The following is a 15,645-nucleotide window of genomic DNA, read 5'->3' as shown; positions in this document are numbered from 1 at the left end:
TGCAGAATGCAGCAGGTTGTGATTCTACGGTTACTTTGAATTTAACGATTACGAATTCAACCACAGGAACGGATGTTCAAACAGCTTGCGATTCCCTAATCTGGATCGATGGGAACACGTATTATGCTTCCACAAATACACCAACCTTTGTCTTGCAGAATGCAGCAGGTTGTGATTCGACAGTAACATTGAATTTGACAGTTCTTCCAATAAGCACTTCGAACACGGTTATTTCGGAATGTGAAAGCTATACCTGGACAAATAACATTACCTATACCAGCAGTGGAGTTTATACAGATACACTTACAAATAGTAACGGTTGTGATTCGATAGCTACTCTGAATTTGACAATTTTGCAGGTTGCCGAAACCACCGAACAGGTGACACATTGCGGTCCTTTTCTTTGGCCCTTGAATGGTCAGACATATGGATTTTCCGGATTTTATACCGATACGGTTCAGTCGGCAAATGGGTGTGATTCAATTGTACATTTGAATATCCATATCAATTCAATTCCGTCCTCGAATGTTATTGATAACGGAAACGGAACATTTACATCAAGCTATTCCGGAATTTGGGAATGGATCGATTGCAATACAAATGTGATTGTGGCTGGAGGTCAAACATTCAGCCCAACTCAGAACGGAAACTATGCATTGATTGTAACAGACGGAGTTACCTCCTGCGAAGACACTTCTGACTGCTTCCTGGTTGACTACCTGGGAATCGCAGCAACGGAGCAAGTACAGTGGGCTATCCTCCGGTTCGGAAGCCGAACTGACAGTTTACGATCTGCAGGGAAAAGTAGTCCTGAAAGACAAAATTCAAAATAACGGAACGGTTTCTTTGCAAAACTTCGAACGCGGGGTTTACTTGTTTGATTTTAAGAACTCACAAGGACATAATGTTCAGCGGATAGTAAAACAATAAGGATTTAATAACATACATTTCGGATCCGCACGTCAGCAGGCGTGCGGAATTTTGTATTTTTGCACTACCCATTTACCTTCCATTAATGAAAATCTTAATTGTAGACGACGAAAAAATTGCACGGGAAAATTGCCGGATGGTCTTATCTCTTAGCGGGATTAATGAGCTCATTGTCCGTGAAGCTGATAGCGTGGCAACTGCCTTGAAAGAAATAGAAGATTTTAGTCCGGATTTGCTGCTGCTGGATATTCAATTGCACGACAAAACCGGTTTCGATATTCTTCAAACCATTGCTCCCCGCTATATCCCTACAATTTTCATAACGGCTTATAACGATTTTGCATTAAAGGCTTTTGAGGTTTCTGCCCTGGATTATTTACTAAAACCCTTTGATCCCTCGGATTTGACCTCTGCTATTCTGAAGGCACATAAGCGCATTCAAAATGACAAAATTTTGGATCAGTTGGATGTATTCCGTCAGCAATTCAAACCGGCAGAACCCAAGCGCATTGTATTGAACACTGCTGATGCGCTGCATATTGTAATTGTCGATGATATCACTTATTGTTTGGCAGACGGGGCTTATACGCATTTCTTTTTCATTGACCGCAAGTCAATCCTGGTTTCCAAAACATTGGCTCATTTCGAGGGTATTATTAGCAGCGATCATTTCATCCGCACACATCAAAGTTATTTGGTGAATATGCATCATGTGACACAATTTGATAAGCGTAACGGAGGTTTCCTATTGCTTCCGGATAATGTGGAAGTTCCTGTCTCAAGCCGCAAAAAAGAAGAAATCCTCAATTATTTTAAAACAATTTGATGAGCTCACCCAATTCCCGATTGAAAAGGACGAGTCTCCTGATGATGCTGTTTTTGTCCTGTTCTTATTTCAATTACGCCCAGCTTCCCATGGACAGCTTATTGCGCAAGATCCAATATCAGAATGAGGATACAAATAAAGTTAAGCTCTATTACGATATCGGAAGAAGTTACTTTGCAAAAGACAAATCACTCTTTAAAGTGTATACTGACAGTTCGTTTCGCTTAGCCCGGAAGTTAAAATACAGCAATGGATTGGGACTGGCTTATGCTGCTTACGGCTTCTATTATTCCCTGGAAAAGGACTGGGATAAGATGAAATTTAATCTGCAAAAATCTGATAGTATTTACGAAAAAACGGGGAATATCTCGCGTATTATCCGGAACAAGGAAATATACTCCAACTACTATAATTACTTCGGGGAATACGATAAAGCACTTAAAAATGATTTGGCGATCCTCAAATATTACGAGAAAAACGGACCAAAGACATCAGAAGCAAAAATGTTGGGATCAGTTGCGCTCTTGTTCACATCTCTCCAAAGATATAAGGAAGCGGAAGTATATTATAAGAAATCCATCGCTCTTCGAAAAGAATTGAAAGACCAAATTGGTCAGTCTACTGCCCTGCTCAATTTGGGCGCGATGCTGGCAGAACGCGGTTTATACTCCAGGGCGAAGCCTTATTTGGAAGAGTCGCTTCAACTCCAAAAAACCCTGAAGAATGAACAAAACACCAATATTGGGAAGGCCAACCTCGCACATGTTTATTCGGAAACAGGTAAGCCTGTTAAAGCACTGAAACTAGTCAGCGATTGCAGGCCTTTTTTTGAGCGAACTGAGGACACCACGAATCTGGTAACGATTTCCATCTATGAGTCTATCGCTTATATGAGATTAAAACAATATGACCGGGCAATTAAAGCTCTAAACCAAAAATACCATTACATTAAAAACAGAAAACACTATAGCGAACTGGAATCCGACCTTCTTTGGCAATATTACAGAGTATACAAAGCCATGGGGAAAACAGATGAGGCCCTGGAGTACTTTGAAGAAGCAAAAGCCTTGAATGATTTCTCTCAGAAAATGGAGGTGCAGCACAATGTTTCCCGGATGAAAGAGCAATTTGAAACGGAAAAAAAACAACGGGAAAACGAGAAACTAAAACAGGAAAACCAGCTAAAAGATTTGCAGATCAGCCAACGTAATTACCTGGTTTTCGGATCCATATTGCTACTCATTTTAATTTGTGTTATCGCTTTTACTACCATTCGCTATAACCGCCTGAAGGCAGGGAAAGTAGCAGTAGAAATGGAACAGCGTTTATTGCAAAGCCAGATGAACCCGCACTTCATTTTCAATGTGCTTCACGCAATTCACACCTTTATGCTGAAGAAGGACACCGAAGAATCAGGTAAACTCCTTACTTCATTTGCGCGCCTCGTCCGGTCCATTCTGCAACATTCCTCTACAGATAATATCACTTTATCGGAAGAACTTAAATGGCTGAAAGATTATATGCGCTTGCAGCAGTTGCGCTTCAGCAATTCGTTTGACTATGCAATTGAAATTGAGGAGGAGTTATCTCCGGACAATCTTTTATTGCCTCCTATGCTCATTCAACCCTTCATCGAGAATGCTATTGAACACGGCTTCTCTGAGCTGGATAAAAAGGGAGAATTAATCATTTCGTACAAAAAGATCGCGAAAGAGGTTCAAATCAGGATCACCGATAATGGAAAAGGATTTTCAGCAAACGAACCTGTCCGTGTGAAAAAAGATCACGAATCACTTGCCATCCAAATTACGGAAAAACGAATCCTCCTCTTAAACAAAAGAAGAAAAGGGGCCTTCAAGTTCGAGATTGTTTCCAAACCCTTAGAAGGAACGACCATCCTTTTTTCGATCCCCTATCACACGCTCTTCGATTAAGTAACTTAATATCACAAGACAGAATAGCCGAAGGACAGCGCTAGTCCGCCGAGGCGGAAGGCTCTGTCTCCACTCGATCCGAAGCGATCATTTGTTTGATCTGCTTTGGTCAAGACGGAAAAGCCGAGGGACATAACGTAGTTGAAGCATAGGTACTCCATCTTGACTGAGGCTCCGTCTCACAAGACGGAATGCCGAGGGACATAACGTAGATATAGCATAGATATAGCATAGATATAGCATAGATATAGCATAGATATAGCATAAATAAAGCATAGATATAGTTACGTTTGTATATGTTTTTAACATCTAATAGATATATCTAACTATTGGCAGCTTGCCTGATGCCCCTTCTTAATAAACAGCGCTTACTTAAAAAATCCCCGCGCTTGCCAACTCTCTCCTGCCGGACACCAATGTGAGCAAATTACTGCCTGATGTTCCCTTACTTTTGCAAACAAACTGGGCTGATAACCATAGCTACAAGCTAATTGTAACGAAGGAAACTATAAATAACCAACTCTGAAAAAAAGGGCGCTGTAACTCAAAACCAAAGCCCAAATCCGTCTTCCGGTCCTTTTGGATTGGGAGGCGGATTTTTTAGAATGGGAAACTTCGGATCAAACAATAACTTTTCACCAAACATATTGCAATCCGTCTTCCGAAATTATATCAGGAGGACGGATTTCTTCTTATCTTCGCGTATGAAAAACTTGATCATTCTTCACGGTGCGCTTGGTGCTAAAAGTCAATTCGAATCGTTAATCCCACAATTAACTCCTCATTTCAATGTTCATACGGTTGATTTTGACGGTCATGGTTCGAAATCAAAAATGGAGGAAGAGTATTCAATAGAGCTTTTTGCACAAAACCTGAAAGACTTTTTGCAGAAGAATGAAATTCACAAACCCTTGGTGTTTGGTTACAGCATGGGAGGATACGTGGCTTTAAAATTGGAAAGTTTCGAAGCAAACACCTTTGAAAAGGTAGTCACCCTGGGAACAAAATTCGACTGGAATCCGGAAGGATCGGAGAAAGAAGCCGGAATGCTGAATGCAGAAAAAATAGAAGAAAAAGTACCGGCATTTGCCACATACCTGAAATCGCTTCACGGCGAAAACGAATGGAAAACGGTACTTCAAAAAACAGCGAAAATGATGTTGACTTTAGGGAAGAAACCTTCTCTGCGTCCCTATGATTTTCATCACATTCAAATCCCTGTTCATTTATTGCGCGGTTCGGAAGATACCATGGTGACCAAGAAAGAAACGGTAAATGTGCAGGAATTGCTTGCAAATGCAAAGTATAAAGAGATCCCGGAGTGGGTACATCCGATAAACCAGGTTTCCCAGGAGGAACTAGCACAAGAATTGTTAAGCCTCTACTTACCAGGGTAAATTGACGTAACTTTGTAGCATGAAAATCGAAGTTTGGTCGGATATCATGTGTCCGTTTTGCTATATTGGAAAAAGACATTTGGAAGCTGCTTTAAGTGCTTTCCCGGATGAACAGTTTGAAATTGAATGGAAAAGTTTTCAGCTTGACCCTTCCATTGAACCGCAACCGGATAAAAACGTTTACGAATACCTTGCCGAGCGCAAAGGAATGTCAGTGGAAGAGTCCAGGCAAATGCATGCAGGAGTGGTTGCCCGAGCAGCCGAGGTAGGCCTGGATTATCACTTCGAGAAAGCAGTTATTTCGAATTCCCTTACCGCACACCGCTTAATCCAGCTGGCCAAAACCAAAGGATTGGGTGATACCATGGAAGAAACTTTTTTCAAAGCATATTTTACCGAAGGAAAAGATTTGAATGACCCTTCAACATTAATGGAATTAAGTGTTGGAGCAGGTTTGAATGCTTTGGATGTAAAGGATGTTTTAGAGGATGAAGCAGCATTTGCGAATGCTGTCAAAAATGATATTTCAGAAGCACAGCAAATCGGGGTGCGCGGTGTTCCCTTCTTTGTTTTCGACCGGAAATATGCTGTTTCAGGTGCACAGCCAATTGAACATTTTAAAGAAACCATTCAAACGGTTCTTCAATCAAAATAGGTTTGACCCGGGAACAATTAATCAAATAAAGGTTGAAACGGATCAAAGCGATTCATCATATCGAGTGATTTCAGTTCCCTGTTTTCCACTTTATAGACTTTCCCCGGAAATTTCTCGATCAGAGACATATCGTGAGTTGCCATAATAACCGCAGCTTTTTCTTCTTTCGCCACTGCAACAATCAGGTGCATGATTTCTGTTGATGTCTCCGGATCCAGGTTTCCCGTAGGCTCATCTGCAATGATTACTTTCGGGTGATTGATCAATGCCCTGGCAATTGCCACGCGTTGCTGCTCTCCTCCTGAAAGACGATGCGGTTGGATGTGTTCTTTCCCTTCCAGGCCAACCATGGATAAAACCGTCCGGATCCGCTGGTCCATTTCACGTTTGTCTTTCCAGCCGGTAGCTCTCATCACAAAACGCAGGTTCTCATTGATCGAACGGTCAGATAACAATTGGAAATCCTGGAAAACAACACCCAGCTTTCTGCGTAGATTGGGAATCTGTCTCTTGGAAAGCTTCTTCAAATCGTACTCCACGATTGAACCGGAGCCATCACTCAGTTCCAATTCCCCGTAAAGCACTTTCAGTAAACTGCTTTTCCCTGAACCCGTTTTTCCAATCAAAAAAACCAATTCATCTGATTCCACCTCGAAATTGATGTTATCAAGAACCGTTTGACCTAATTGATCAATTCGTCCGTTTTGAATCCGAATAACTTTCTCCACCTCTTTTGAGTTTGCTGATGTAAAATTGAGGATTCCAATTAAGGTTTTTAAAGTGTAACGAGATTATCTCTTAACAGTTATACGTTTAAAACTTTTAAGCGCACCAGCCCTTTCTCCCTCGCGTACTACTTAATTTTACTATCTTAAAATAGTTGTAATGCGTTTTATTATTTTCCTTTTTCTACTTGTTGCAAGCTCTTCGGCATGGTCCCAAGTGAGCGAGAAGTATCATTCTCCTCTCAGTGGATTCTACAAAGCAGAAGATTTGTTTGAGAAAGAACAATACAGTGCAGCACGCAAGGAATTCCGCTTGTTTATCAACGATTACAAGGGTTCCAGGAACGATTCATACTATATAAAAGCCCTGTATTACGAAGGACTTTCCGCATTGGAACTTTTCAATAACGATGCGATCGATCTGCTCGAAACCTTCAACCGCGAATACCCTGAAAGCATTTACCGGAGCAATATTCTATTCCAGATAGGCCGTTATTACTATCAAAAAAAGGACTACAAAAGATCCATTCAGTACTTCAAAGAGTTAAACAGATCCACGGTCGACAAGGAAAACCAGGAAGAATATTACTTCAAATTGGGTTATGCTTACTTTGATGAGAAGAATTATCCAGAATCGAAACTGGCTTTCTACGAAGTAAAAGATTCAAGCAGTCAGTACGGAGCACCAAGTTTGTATTACTACTCACATATTTGTTATTTGGATAGCTCCTATCAGGCAGCTCTGGAAGGCTTTGAAAAACTATTGACCGACAACCGTTTCAACCGGGTAGTTCCTTACTACATTACCCAGATTTACTATATCCAGCACAAATACCAGGAAGTTGTAGATTTCGCTCCGAGTAAGGTGGATAGCCTGAAACCTGCTGAACAAGTGGAAATCAGCCATATTATCGGGGACAGTTATTTCCACCTGGAGAAGTATGACGAGGCCCTTCCCTACCTGGAATTGTATAATTCGAAATCAAATACCACGCGTGACGATGATTATGCGCTCGCTTTGGCTTATTCGCGAACATCCAATTGCACCAAAGCGGTTAAATACTTCGACAGGGTAGCTCGGGAGAAAGATGTTCTGGGCCAGATTGCCCTTTACCACGCGGGTGAATGTTACACCAACCTGGGTGAACTGGTTTATGCTCGTACGGCTTTCGAAGCGGCAAGTCAACTCGACATGGACAAAATGATCCAGGAAGATGCCTTGTATAACTATGCTTTGCTCTCCTACAAATTGGATATGAATGCTTACGACGAAGCCGTTGAGGCCTTCAATCTGTACCTTGAAAAATACCCGGATTCAAAACGCAAACAAGTCATTTACCAGTACCTGGTGAATGTATACACTTCGACCAAGAATTATCAAAAAGCCCTTGAATCTTTGGATCAATTGACCAGCAAAGACATTAAGCTGAAGTCTGCTTACCAATTAATCGCTTTCAACCGCGGAGTTGAATTATTCCAAAAATCGGAATACAAAAACGCCATAAGTGCATTCGAATTGGTAGACAAATATCCGATCAGTCCTGAGATCAGTGCCAAAGCAGTATACTGGAGCGCGGATGCAGAATTCTATTTAAAAAATTATTCGGAAGCTATTAAGAAATACAACCAGTTTATGGGAATGGCAGGTTCTCAGCTTAGCGGGTTGAGAAATGATGCGGTCTACAATAAAGGCTACGCTTATCTGGCATTGAAAGACTATCCGAAGACCCAGGAAACTTTCCGCGATTATCTGAAGCAGCCTAACTTGCTTGATTTGGTTAAAAAAGCGGATGCACACATGCGTTTGGCTGATGAGTATTACCGAAACACAACTGCTGATAATACGATCAACCAGCTGGCAATCGATAATTACAAAGCTGCTTACAATCTGAAAGTCGGTTATGACGACCAGGCGCTTTATTACATGTCCCGTACCTATAACTTTATGAACAGGAAAGAGGAACGGGTACAGAGCTTAGCTGACCTCATCAATAATTATCCGAAATCCAGGTACATGCAGCGCGCTATTTCGGATATCGCACGCGCTTACTTTGAAATGGACAATTTGGATAAATCGGAACGGTATTATAAACAGATCATTTCCGATTATCCGACCAGCAATATCGTAAAAGATGCGTATCATTATTTAGGTGATATCGCTTTCAAGCGCAATAACTTCAACCAGGCAGAAACGTTTTATACAAAAGTATTGAACGAGTTCACAATTAGTGACACGATCTGTGAGCGGGAAGTAACTTCTTTGGCGGCGGTATACCGTGCACAACGCCTACTGAACAAGATCGAGACTATGGCCGGAAAATACAGCTGCGCCGATTCAATTGCAACCCAGGTGGAAGATGAGTATTACCGTCTTGGGTTTGATCTCTACGAAAAATCAGAATGGAATGCTGCTATTGCAGAATTTGATAAATACCTGAATAAATATCCGAATGGTAAATTCTACCGCGATGCAATGAATCAAAAAGCAGATGCTTTATATCGCCTGAAGAAAGAAGCCGAAGCGGTTGCTATTTACCAAATTACACTGGCCGGTCCGAACGATGATTATACAGAATTGGCTTCAGTCCGGACTGCTAAGTTCTTATTCAATGGAAATCAAAAAGAAGCTGCTCTTCCTTACTATAAACGTACGGAAGAAACCAGTTCCAATCCGGAATACCTGAATAATGCACGGATAGGGTTGATGCGTTGTCATTTCTTACTGGAAAATTATGCAAATGCGGTTGAATACGCTCAAAAGGTATTGGGAGTTCAGCAAACTACACAATTGAAATTGGAGGCCGAATACATCAAAGGAATTTCGCTTTCAAAAGAAAAAAGATATGCAGAAGCACAGTTGTCTTTGGATTATGTGATCAAAAACACTACAACCGTTTGGGGAGCAGAATCCAAATATACCCTGGCATTGAATGCTTTTGAACAGGCAGATTATACCAAAACAGAAACCCTGATCCGCGAATTGCTTAAAATGAAACCGGGTTATGATTACTGGATAGCAAAAGGGTTAATCCTTCAAACAAAAGTACTGCTTCAGAAAAAAGACCTCTTCCAGGCTGAAAACACGATCAAATCCGTGATCGACCATTATCCGGTAAAAGATGATGGCGTATTGCAGGAAGCAAGTGAATTGTACAATGAGATTATGCAATTGAAAACACAACCAAAAACTTTGACCAATCCGAGCGAGCCTACGGTAATTGAAGTGGATGAAAAAACCGGGAAATAATGAGAAGAGTTACACACATATTAACACTTATAGGTGCGGTATTGATCGGATCATTTTCAACAGTTTTCGGGCAAAATGATATTATTATTAATGCTTCCGGAAACAGATCGGTTGAAGATGCGCATCGTTTGAATTCCCAGCCCAAAATTTTGGATACGGTTTTTCCTATTCCATCAACTTCTTATCCCCTGCTTTCGATCAATTATGAACCTACCTTTGAAATTCCGAAGATCGAACCGGCAAAAGTAAACCTGCAACAAAAACTGCCGCAATTATATAACGGATATGCTCGCATCGGGATCGGTTCTTTGCTTATGCCCCTGGCTGAAATTTACTACAATAACGGTCGCAGCAGAAAAATGAATTACGGTGGACATTTGCATCATTTAAGTTCTTTCGGGAAAATGAGAAATGTAGCTCCGGCAAATTTCGACCGAACCAACATTCGGGGATTTGTAGGTGTAAATGAAAAGAAATACAGCTGGGATATAGAATCGTATTACAAGAACCAGGGACTTCACTTCTATGGTTTCCCCAATGAAGATGCAGATAAGGACAGCATTGCCCAGCGCTTCAATACCTTTGGTTTAAAGGGTGGTTTCAATTCTCACGCACACGATAGTTTGGGCTTAAATTGGAAGATCGGAATGGAATACCGTCATTTCAATGATAAAAAACCAAAGGCAGATTCGCTGAAGGATTGGAATGCCCGCGAGAATTTCTTTGCTATCCGTACCGGAGCCGAATACAAATGGGGGGCTGAAATTTTTGCCGCTGATCTCGATATTCTTCACAACTCCTATAAATATGGTGTCATGAACGATACCATGCCAGGGTTCCTGAATACCGGTTTGGAAGGAAAAAACACTATTATCAGCTTACGTCCGAGTATCAGTACTTATTCAAAGAATCTGAAACTGAAAGCAAAGATCGGGGTAGATTTGACTGCCAGCATCGGAACTAAGAGCAAAGTGTACCTTTATCCCATAGCTGAAGTAAAATATTCCCTGTTCAATGATATCCTGATTCCTTATGCCGGAGTGGCGGGTGGTTTGACACAGCAAACCTTCAAACGCATTACGGACGAAAACGAATTCTCTCTTTCTAATGTTTCCCTGCTAAATGAACACAAGGCAGCAGACGGATACATTGGGATTAAAGGAACTTTATCCAAACGGATCGGATTCAATGTCTTTGCAAGTTTTTCACATGTTAAAAACAAAGCACTTTTTGTAACCGATACAACTTATTCAGGTGGAAACAGATTCGCTGTGATCTATGATACCATGAACATTACCAAATTGGAAGGATCTATCTACTACCAGTTGAAAGAAAAAGTAAAAATCGATGTCATCGGAAGATACTATTCTTACAATGCAAAGAACAATATTTTTGCCTGGAACTTACCGCAATTTCAAGTGATTTTGCGAGGAACTTACAACTTGTACGACAAATTCATTCTAACCATTGATGCAAACCTGGAAGGGGGAAGAAGAGCGAAGGTATTTGGTCCGGGAGAAGATGTTTTGGAAGAAAACAATCAATACGCTTTGAAACTTGGTTTCCTCGCAGATGCAAATATTGGCCTGGAATACCGTTATAACAAACGCGTTTCGGGATTCATTAACCTGAACAATGTAGCTGCTCAGCGTTACAAAAGATGGTACAATTACCCGACTCAAGGTTTTCAGGCTATGGTCGGCGTAACTATCCGCTTCTAAAAAAGACGCAAAGACAACTCATCCCGGCGTGACAAGTTGTGTCTGTTAGCCCTGTAGCATCAAAGTGTTTTAATTAATTGTTGGATTCTATTCCCTGAATTTCATACCTTTGGATCATGAAGAAAATCCTGCCTTTCATCACCCTTCTTTTAATTCTTGCTGCATGTAAGGATCCAAGTGTGAAATACAACCAAGTCATCCAAAATGATTCCGATTATGATGTTTGGGTGAAAGTATATCAACGGGCAGATTCTGTAGCAACCGTCTTCTTCACTGTAGATAGTTTCTTTGTTGCAAGAAAAAGTGAAACGATTATCCTTGAAAGAAACGGACATAAAAACATGTCTCAGTTCAGTCCGTGCAGAATGTATGCAGATTCCATCAGTGGTCGTGCTGAAGACACTTTACTAACGGTGAATAAAGACCTGAACAGTGTTGCAAACTACGTATTTACCGAAGTAAGCAAAAACAAAAAAGGTGGGGGGACATGTGAATGCCGTACAGTTTTCAAGAACATAAACCTGAACTAATTACTGTTGCTGAACAAATGCTTTCTGTGATTGGCTCCCCAAGTTGCCAATTCCGCGATAATCGGTTCCAGCGTTAAGCCGTAAGGAGTTATTTTATATTCTACCGTAATTGGCTTCGTATCGCAAACCGTACGTGTAATCAACTGATTGATTTCCAGTTCCTGCAATTCTTTGGAAAGCATTTTAGCGCCGATTCCCGGAATGTTTCGTTTCAACTCCATAAACTTCATCGAGTTCTCGAATACCAATGTCCCAATAATCTGAATTTTCCATTTACCGGAAAGCAATTCCACCGTGTCTCTGATAGCAAGCATTCTGCCCGCGCAAGCTGCAGGCTCATGAATCATTTTCTTTTTCATAACCATACTACAAAAATACGATGTTAACCATCTGATTTTATAATGAGTTTCTTCAAGGAAACTAGTTTCCAAAAGGAAATATAGATAAAAAATAAACTTATTATCGTCTGGCGCTTTCTATTCTATGGGAAACATTTGCAAACAGTAAATAGTAGTCTGAAATATTCAAAACTTCGGAGCACTTTGAACTGTGAAATAGCTTTATTTTAAAACCCAGGGAGAAATTCCCAAAGCCTTTAATTTAGGGGCCAATTGAGCATACTGGGAAGCAGTACCTGCCGTTACGCGAATTTTGCCGTCATTCTCCATGATCTGACCTGTCATTCCGTTAGATTCCAGTAACCTGATCAAATCCTCTGCATTCTTTTTGTCGGAATAGCTCCCAACAATAATTTGTCCTCCTTTTGGAGTTGCTACAGGAACTACCGGATTTGTTTTCGTTTCTTCCACCTTTTTCTTTGGGGTTTCCAAAACTTCAGGCTGCGGAACTTCTGGTTCTGCTTGCTCAACAACAGGTTGTTTTTTCTTCTTCAGGGAAACAGGAACATAAGTATCCTCATCCATTTCATAAGAGAAGGTTTCCACGTTGTTTGGTAAATTCTGAAGTTGTTTCTTACGCTCTCTTTTTGGAAAACTATAGTTCGTTTCCGGAGCAGTATAAGTTCCCGGTTTATTTGAATGAAAGGGATTGAAATCAGATAGTGAGATAACACCCGATTCCAATACATCTGTTTTCACAGGGAGCCAAAAAGAATAAAATGCAATTGGTAACAAACAAGCCGCAGCCACATATCTCCATGCAGTTGATTTCTTTTTTAACGGAAGTGCTGTTTGGTTAATGTGTTCTTCATGAACCACTTCCAATACTGGAACAATTGGCTCTTGATTTAAAACAAAAGAAGGCTCAGATGTCGGAGTCAATTGTTTTTGCTCCATTTCAACCGCTTTCACGACATGCAAAATGGCTTGATGCGATTCCTTTGCTTCCGCATCAGCAACAGAAACGAAATGTACGGCACTTAGTCCGAACGATTCCAATAATAAATTGTAGAAACGATCCTGTTCAAAACACAGGTTTCGTTCCTGGTCGTAAAACAAGTTTCCAACCCGATCAATCGTGATCCTGCCTCCCATTTGAAGTTTCGCCTCCCATTCAGTGATGTGAGCCTGAACTTCTTCGGCAGCTTCCGAATACGGAATCGCATTTGCCTGAGACAACGCAGCAATTAATAAACCGTCATTATTGATTAATTGCTTATTGAATAACACCGATTTCTTTGGAGGAATGATAACACCCTTCGCCGGATCAATTTTCGCAGATGTACGTTGTGCTACGAATCCTCCAAAAGAAGGAACGATAACACAATTGTGCTGCAATAATAAATCACCGATAAGTTGTTCAACTGTCAACATGACACAAAGTTATGAAAATCACACCTTATATACGCAATAAATGAAAAAGAGTTGCAGGTTTACAAAGATTGATTTAGTTTTGAGCAAACTTAAACTTATGAAACACCTTTACTCGCTTGTTTTTCTGCTATTTGCATTAACCTGTTCCTGCCTAAGTACAGCACAAAATATTCTACCGAATGTAAGCTATACCAATGACACTTTGTTCAATTGTTCCGGAACAGCTTCTGCCGCACCAACCGGTGGAGCCGGCAGTTACTCTTATATGTGGAGCACCGGAGAAACAACCAGTTCTATCAGTAATCTTTGCGCCGGATCTTACTTTGTCGTAATTCAGGATGCAAACCAGGATACTGCGAGCTTTAGTTTTTCAATCACGAATCCTTGTTCGAATATCACTCTTTCAGCATCTGCGACAAATTGTACTCCCGGAAATTGTGATGGAACAATCCAGCTTACGGTTACCGGTGGTTCCGGACCTTACTCCTTTTCCATTTCAGGAGGACCTCAAACAGGACAGCCACTGTTTTCTGGTTTGTGCCCCGGGACGTATACTGTTACTGTTACAGACCAAAACGGCTGTATGACAGCGCTTATAGTTGTTGTAACAGGAAATCCTCTTTCCATTAATTTGGAAACCACAGGAGATCTTACGGGAAACTGTGTTGGTAATGCTCATGTAACCGCAACAGGTGGTTTAGGGCCATATACTTATCTTTGGAGCACAGGCGAAACAACACCTGTCATCAATAATCTGTGTATTGGAAACTACAGTGTAACTGTTTGGGGTGCAAACGGTATGGATTCTGCATCGGCTTCTTTCAATATTACGAATCCTTGTCTCGGCTTTTCGGGATATTTTACGTCTACTAACGCATCAGCACCAGGGGTTTGCGACGGGTCAACAACGTTTACCCCATTTGGTGGAACACCTCCGTATTATTGTCATTGGAACAACGGCATCAGTGGAGCTTTCATATACGACCTTTGCCCCGGAAACTATCCCCTAATGTGTGAAGACTCAAACGGATGTATGATTTTCCAATCAGTTACGATCACCGATTCCACCATAACAATCAGTAATCTTTCCGCCAACATTTCAGCAGTGGATGATCTGGCTAATAACTGCAGCGGGTATGTTTCCGTTTCACCGGCAGGTGGAATTGCTCCATATAGCTACCTATGGAGCACCGGTCTTAGCAGCACAGGAATGGGCGCCCTTTGTGCGGGAATTTACTCTGTAACCGTATGGGATTCAGGAAGTGATTCTACCACAATTGATTTTATTATCGCTGACTCTTCAACAATCTACGGGAATAACCCTTATCCGAACGGACCGGTCAATGATACTTTGTATACAGATTTGGTTACGAATTGTATCATCGATTACAGCGTTATTGATTCGGCTGCACTTTACCAGGCCGTTTACGATTCGATCAGCCAGAATTTATATGTTACCTGGGCCGTTTACTCACCAACAGATACGGTTTATATCAGCGACACCCTAGGTTTGACTGGTTTGGCTCCCGGATACTACGGGCTTACGATCTCTGTGTATTGCCCGAACAAATCAGGAAATGATTTCTTTAAAATTGAAACGGTGATTTACTTTGACGGAACGGCTGTTTACTTCTCCACACTCGGAGTTGATAAACATGCACTCGAGAATATCACCATTTATCCGAATCCGTTTACTCATTCCGTTTCGTTTGATAATAAGAACGGCATCATTCAATCGGTGAAACTAGTTGATTTGAACGGACGTGTCCTTTCAGAAATGAACCCTGTTAATTCAGGGCTGGTAGAAATGAAGCAATTGGAATCGATTTCCTCCGGAACATATTTACTGATCCTTTCAGGAGAAAGTTCATCTAAAACTTACAAAGTCATTAAGTAACTATTTATCTT

General features: G+C 41.1%; 12 protein-coding genes and 1 pseudogene. 10 read left to right on the top strand and 3 right to left on the bottom strand.

Annotated elements, in window-relative coordinates; all coding sequences use genetic code 11:
• The 6 genes and pseudogenes from K0S23_RS12805 to K0S23_RS12785 form a co-directional block, all read left to right on the top strand.
• A pseudogene (locus K0S23_RS12805) lies at nucleotides 1-833 on the top strand (hypothetical protein); the annotation flags it as partial.
• A complete protein-coding gene (locus tag K0S23_RS18565; protein ID WP_366944314.1) occupies nucleotides 778-930 on the top strand; it encodes a T9SS type A sorting domain-containing protein in 153 nt (50 codons plus the stop codon). The pseudogene K0S23_RS12805 and the gene K0S23_RS18565, both read left to right, overlap by 56 nt.
• A gap of 85 nt (nucleotides 931-1,015) precedes the next feature.
• Nucleotides 1,016-1,756 (top strand): LytTR family DNA-binding domain-containing protein, encoded by a 741-nt coding sequence (locus K0S23_RS12800; RefSeq protein WP_300358004.1) that lies wholly within the window; start codon nucleotides 1,016-1,018, stop codon nucleotides 1,754-1,756.
• Nucleotides 1,756-3,690, top strand: coding sequence for a histidine kinase (locus K0S23_RS12795; protein ID WP_300358002.1), 1,935 nt, complete (start codon nucleotides 1,756-1,758; stop codon nucleotides 3,688-3,690). Before K0S23_RS12800 ends, K0S23_RS12795 begins: the two co-directional genes overlap by 1 nt.
• 704 nt (nucleotides 3,691-4,394) lie before the next feature.
• A complete protein-coding gene (locus K0S23_RS12790) occupies nucleotides 4,395-5,087 on the top strand; it encodes an alpha/beta fold hydrolase (RefSeq protein ID WP_300358000.1) in 693 nt (230 codons plus the stop codon).
• A 19-nt stretch (nucleotides 5,088-5,106) separates the two neighbouring features.
• Nucleotides 5,107-5,742, top strand: a complete 636-nt coding sequence (locus K0S23_RS12785; protein WP_300357998.1) for a DsbA family oxidoreductase — start codon at nucleotides 5,107-5,109, stop codon at nucleotides 5,740-5,742.
• A gap of 17 nt (nucleotides 5,743-5,759) precedes the next feature.
• Here the strand turns inward: K0S23_RS12785 and K0S23_RS12780 are convergent, their stop codons facing one another.
• Nucleotides 5,760-6,470, bottom strand: a complete 711-nt coding sequence (locus K0S23_RS12780) for an ATP-binding cassette domain-containing protein (RefSeq protein ID WP_300357995.1) — start codon at nucleotides 6,468-6,470, stop codon at nucleotides 5,760-5,762.
• A 157-nt stretch (nucleotides 6,471-6,627) separates the two neighbouring features.
• Here K0S23_RS12780 and K0S23_RS12775 point away from each other — a divergent pair, with 157 nt between their 5' ends.
• From K0S23_RS12775 to K0S23_RS12765, 3 genes are all read left to right on the top strand, one after another.
• Nucleotides 6,628-9,714, top strand: coding sequence for a tetratricopeptide repeat protein (locus K0S23_RS12775; RefSeq protein ID WP_300357994.1), 3,087 nt, complete (start codon nucleotides 6,628-6,630; stop codon nucleotides 9,712-9,714).
• Nucleotides 9,714-11,435 (top strand): hypothetical protein, encoded by a 1,722-nt coding sequence (locus K0S23_RS12770; protein WP_300357993.1) that lies wholly within the window; start codon nucleotides 9,714-9,716, stop codon nucleotides 11,433-11,435. The genes K0S23_RS12775 and K0S23_RS12770 overlap by 1 nt, the downstream gene beginning before the upstream one ends.
• A 116-nt stretch (nucleotides 11,436-11,551) precedes the next feature.
• Entirely contained in the window at nucleotides 11,552-11,965 is a 414-nt protein-coding gene (locus K0S23_RS12765) for a hypothetical protein (protein WP_300357991.1), read from the top strand.
• On the opposite strand, the gene K0S23_RS12760 is transcribed toward K0S23_RS12765, so the two are convergent.
• Nucleotides 11,962-12,324 (bottom strand): helix-turn-helix domain-containing protein, encoded by a 363-nt coding sequence (locus K0S23_RS12760; RefSeq protein WP_300357989.1) that lies wholly within the window; start codon nucleotides 12,322-12,324, stop codon nucleotides 11,962-11,964. The two genes, K0S23_RS12765 and K0S23_RS12760, sit on opposite strands and share 4 nt — an antisense overlap.
• Before the next feature lie 201 nt (nucleotides 12,325-12,525).
• Entirely contained in the window at nucleotides 12,526-13,737 is a 1,212-nt protein-coding gene (locus K0S23_RS12755; RefSeq protein WP_300357987.1) for an SPOR domain-containing protein, read from the bottom strand.
• Between the two features lie 97 nt (nucleotides 13,738-13,834).
• Between K0S23_RS12755 and K0S23_RS12750 the strand changes: the two genes are divergently transcribed.
• Complete coding sequence (locus K0S23_RS12750) at nucleotides 13,835-15,634, top strand: T9SS type A sorting domain-containing protein (protein WP_300357985.1); 1,800 nt, start codon at nucleotides 13,835-13,837, stop codon at nucleotides 15,632-15,634.
• Nucleotides 15,635-15,645: the final 11 nt, after the last annotated feature.

The sequence above is a fragment of the Fluviicola sp. genome (assembly GCF_029266855.1).
GTDB lineage: Bacteria > Bacteroidota > Bacteroidia > Flavobacteriales_D > Crocinitomicaceae > Fluviicola.
Note: the sequence above shows the minus strand (reverse complement) of the source record. Positions and strands in the feature narration are given on the sequence as shown.

Bases quoted from the DNA above. Each gene is read 5' to 3' on its own strand.
- K0S23_RS12800 (WP_300358004.1), top strand. From the start codon at position 1,016: ATGAAAATCTTAATTGTAGACGACGAAAAAATTGCACGGGAAAATTGC.
- K0S23_RS12795 (WP_300358002.1), top strand. From the start codon at position 1,756: ATGAGCTCACCCAATTCCCGATTGAAAAGGACGAGTCTCCTGATGATG.
- K0S23_RS12790 (WP_300358000.1), top strand. From the start codon at position 4,395: ATGAAAAACTTGATCATTCTTCACGGTGCGCTTGGTGCTAAAAGTCAA.
- K0S23_RS12785 (WP_300357998.1), top strand. From the start codon at position 5,107: ATGAAAATCGAAGTTTGGTCGGATATCATGTGTCCGTTTTGCTATATT.
- K0S23_RS12775 (WP_300357994.1), top strand. From the start codon at position 6,628: ATGCGTTTTATTATTTTCCTTTTTCTACTTGTTGCAAGCTCTTCGGCA.
- K0S23_RS12770 (WP_300357993.1), top strand. From the start codon at position 9,714: ATGAGAAGAGTTACACACATATTAACACTTATAGGTGCGGTATTGATC.
- K0S23_RS12765 (WP_300357991.1), top strand. From the start codon at position 11,552: ATGAAGAAAATCCTGCCTTTCATCACCCTTCTTTTAATTCTTGCTGCA.
- K0S23_RS12760 (WP_300357989.1), bottom strand. From the start codon at position 12,324: ATGAAAAAGAAAATGATTCATGAGCCTGCAGCTTGCGCGGGCAGAATG.
- K0S23_RS12755 (WP_300357987.1), bottom strand. From the start codon at position 13,737: ATGTTGACAGTTGAACAACTTATCGGTGATTTATTATTGCAGCACAAT.
- K0S23_RS12750 (WP_300357985.1), top strand. From the start codon at position 13,835: ATGAAACACCTTTACTCGCTTGTTTTTCTGCTATTTGCATTAACCTGT.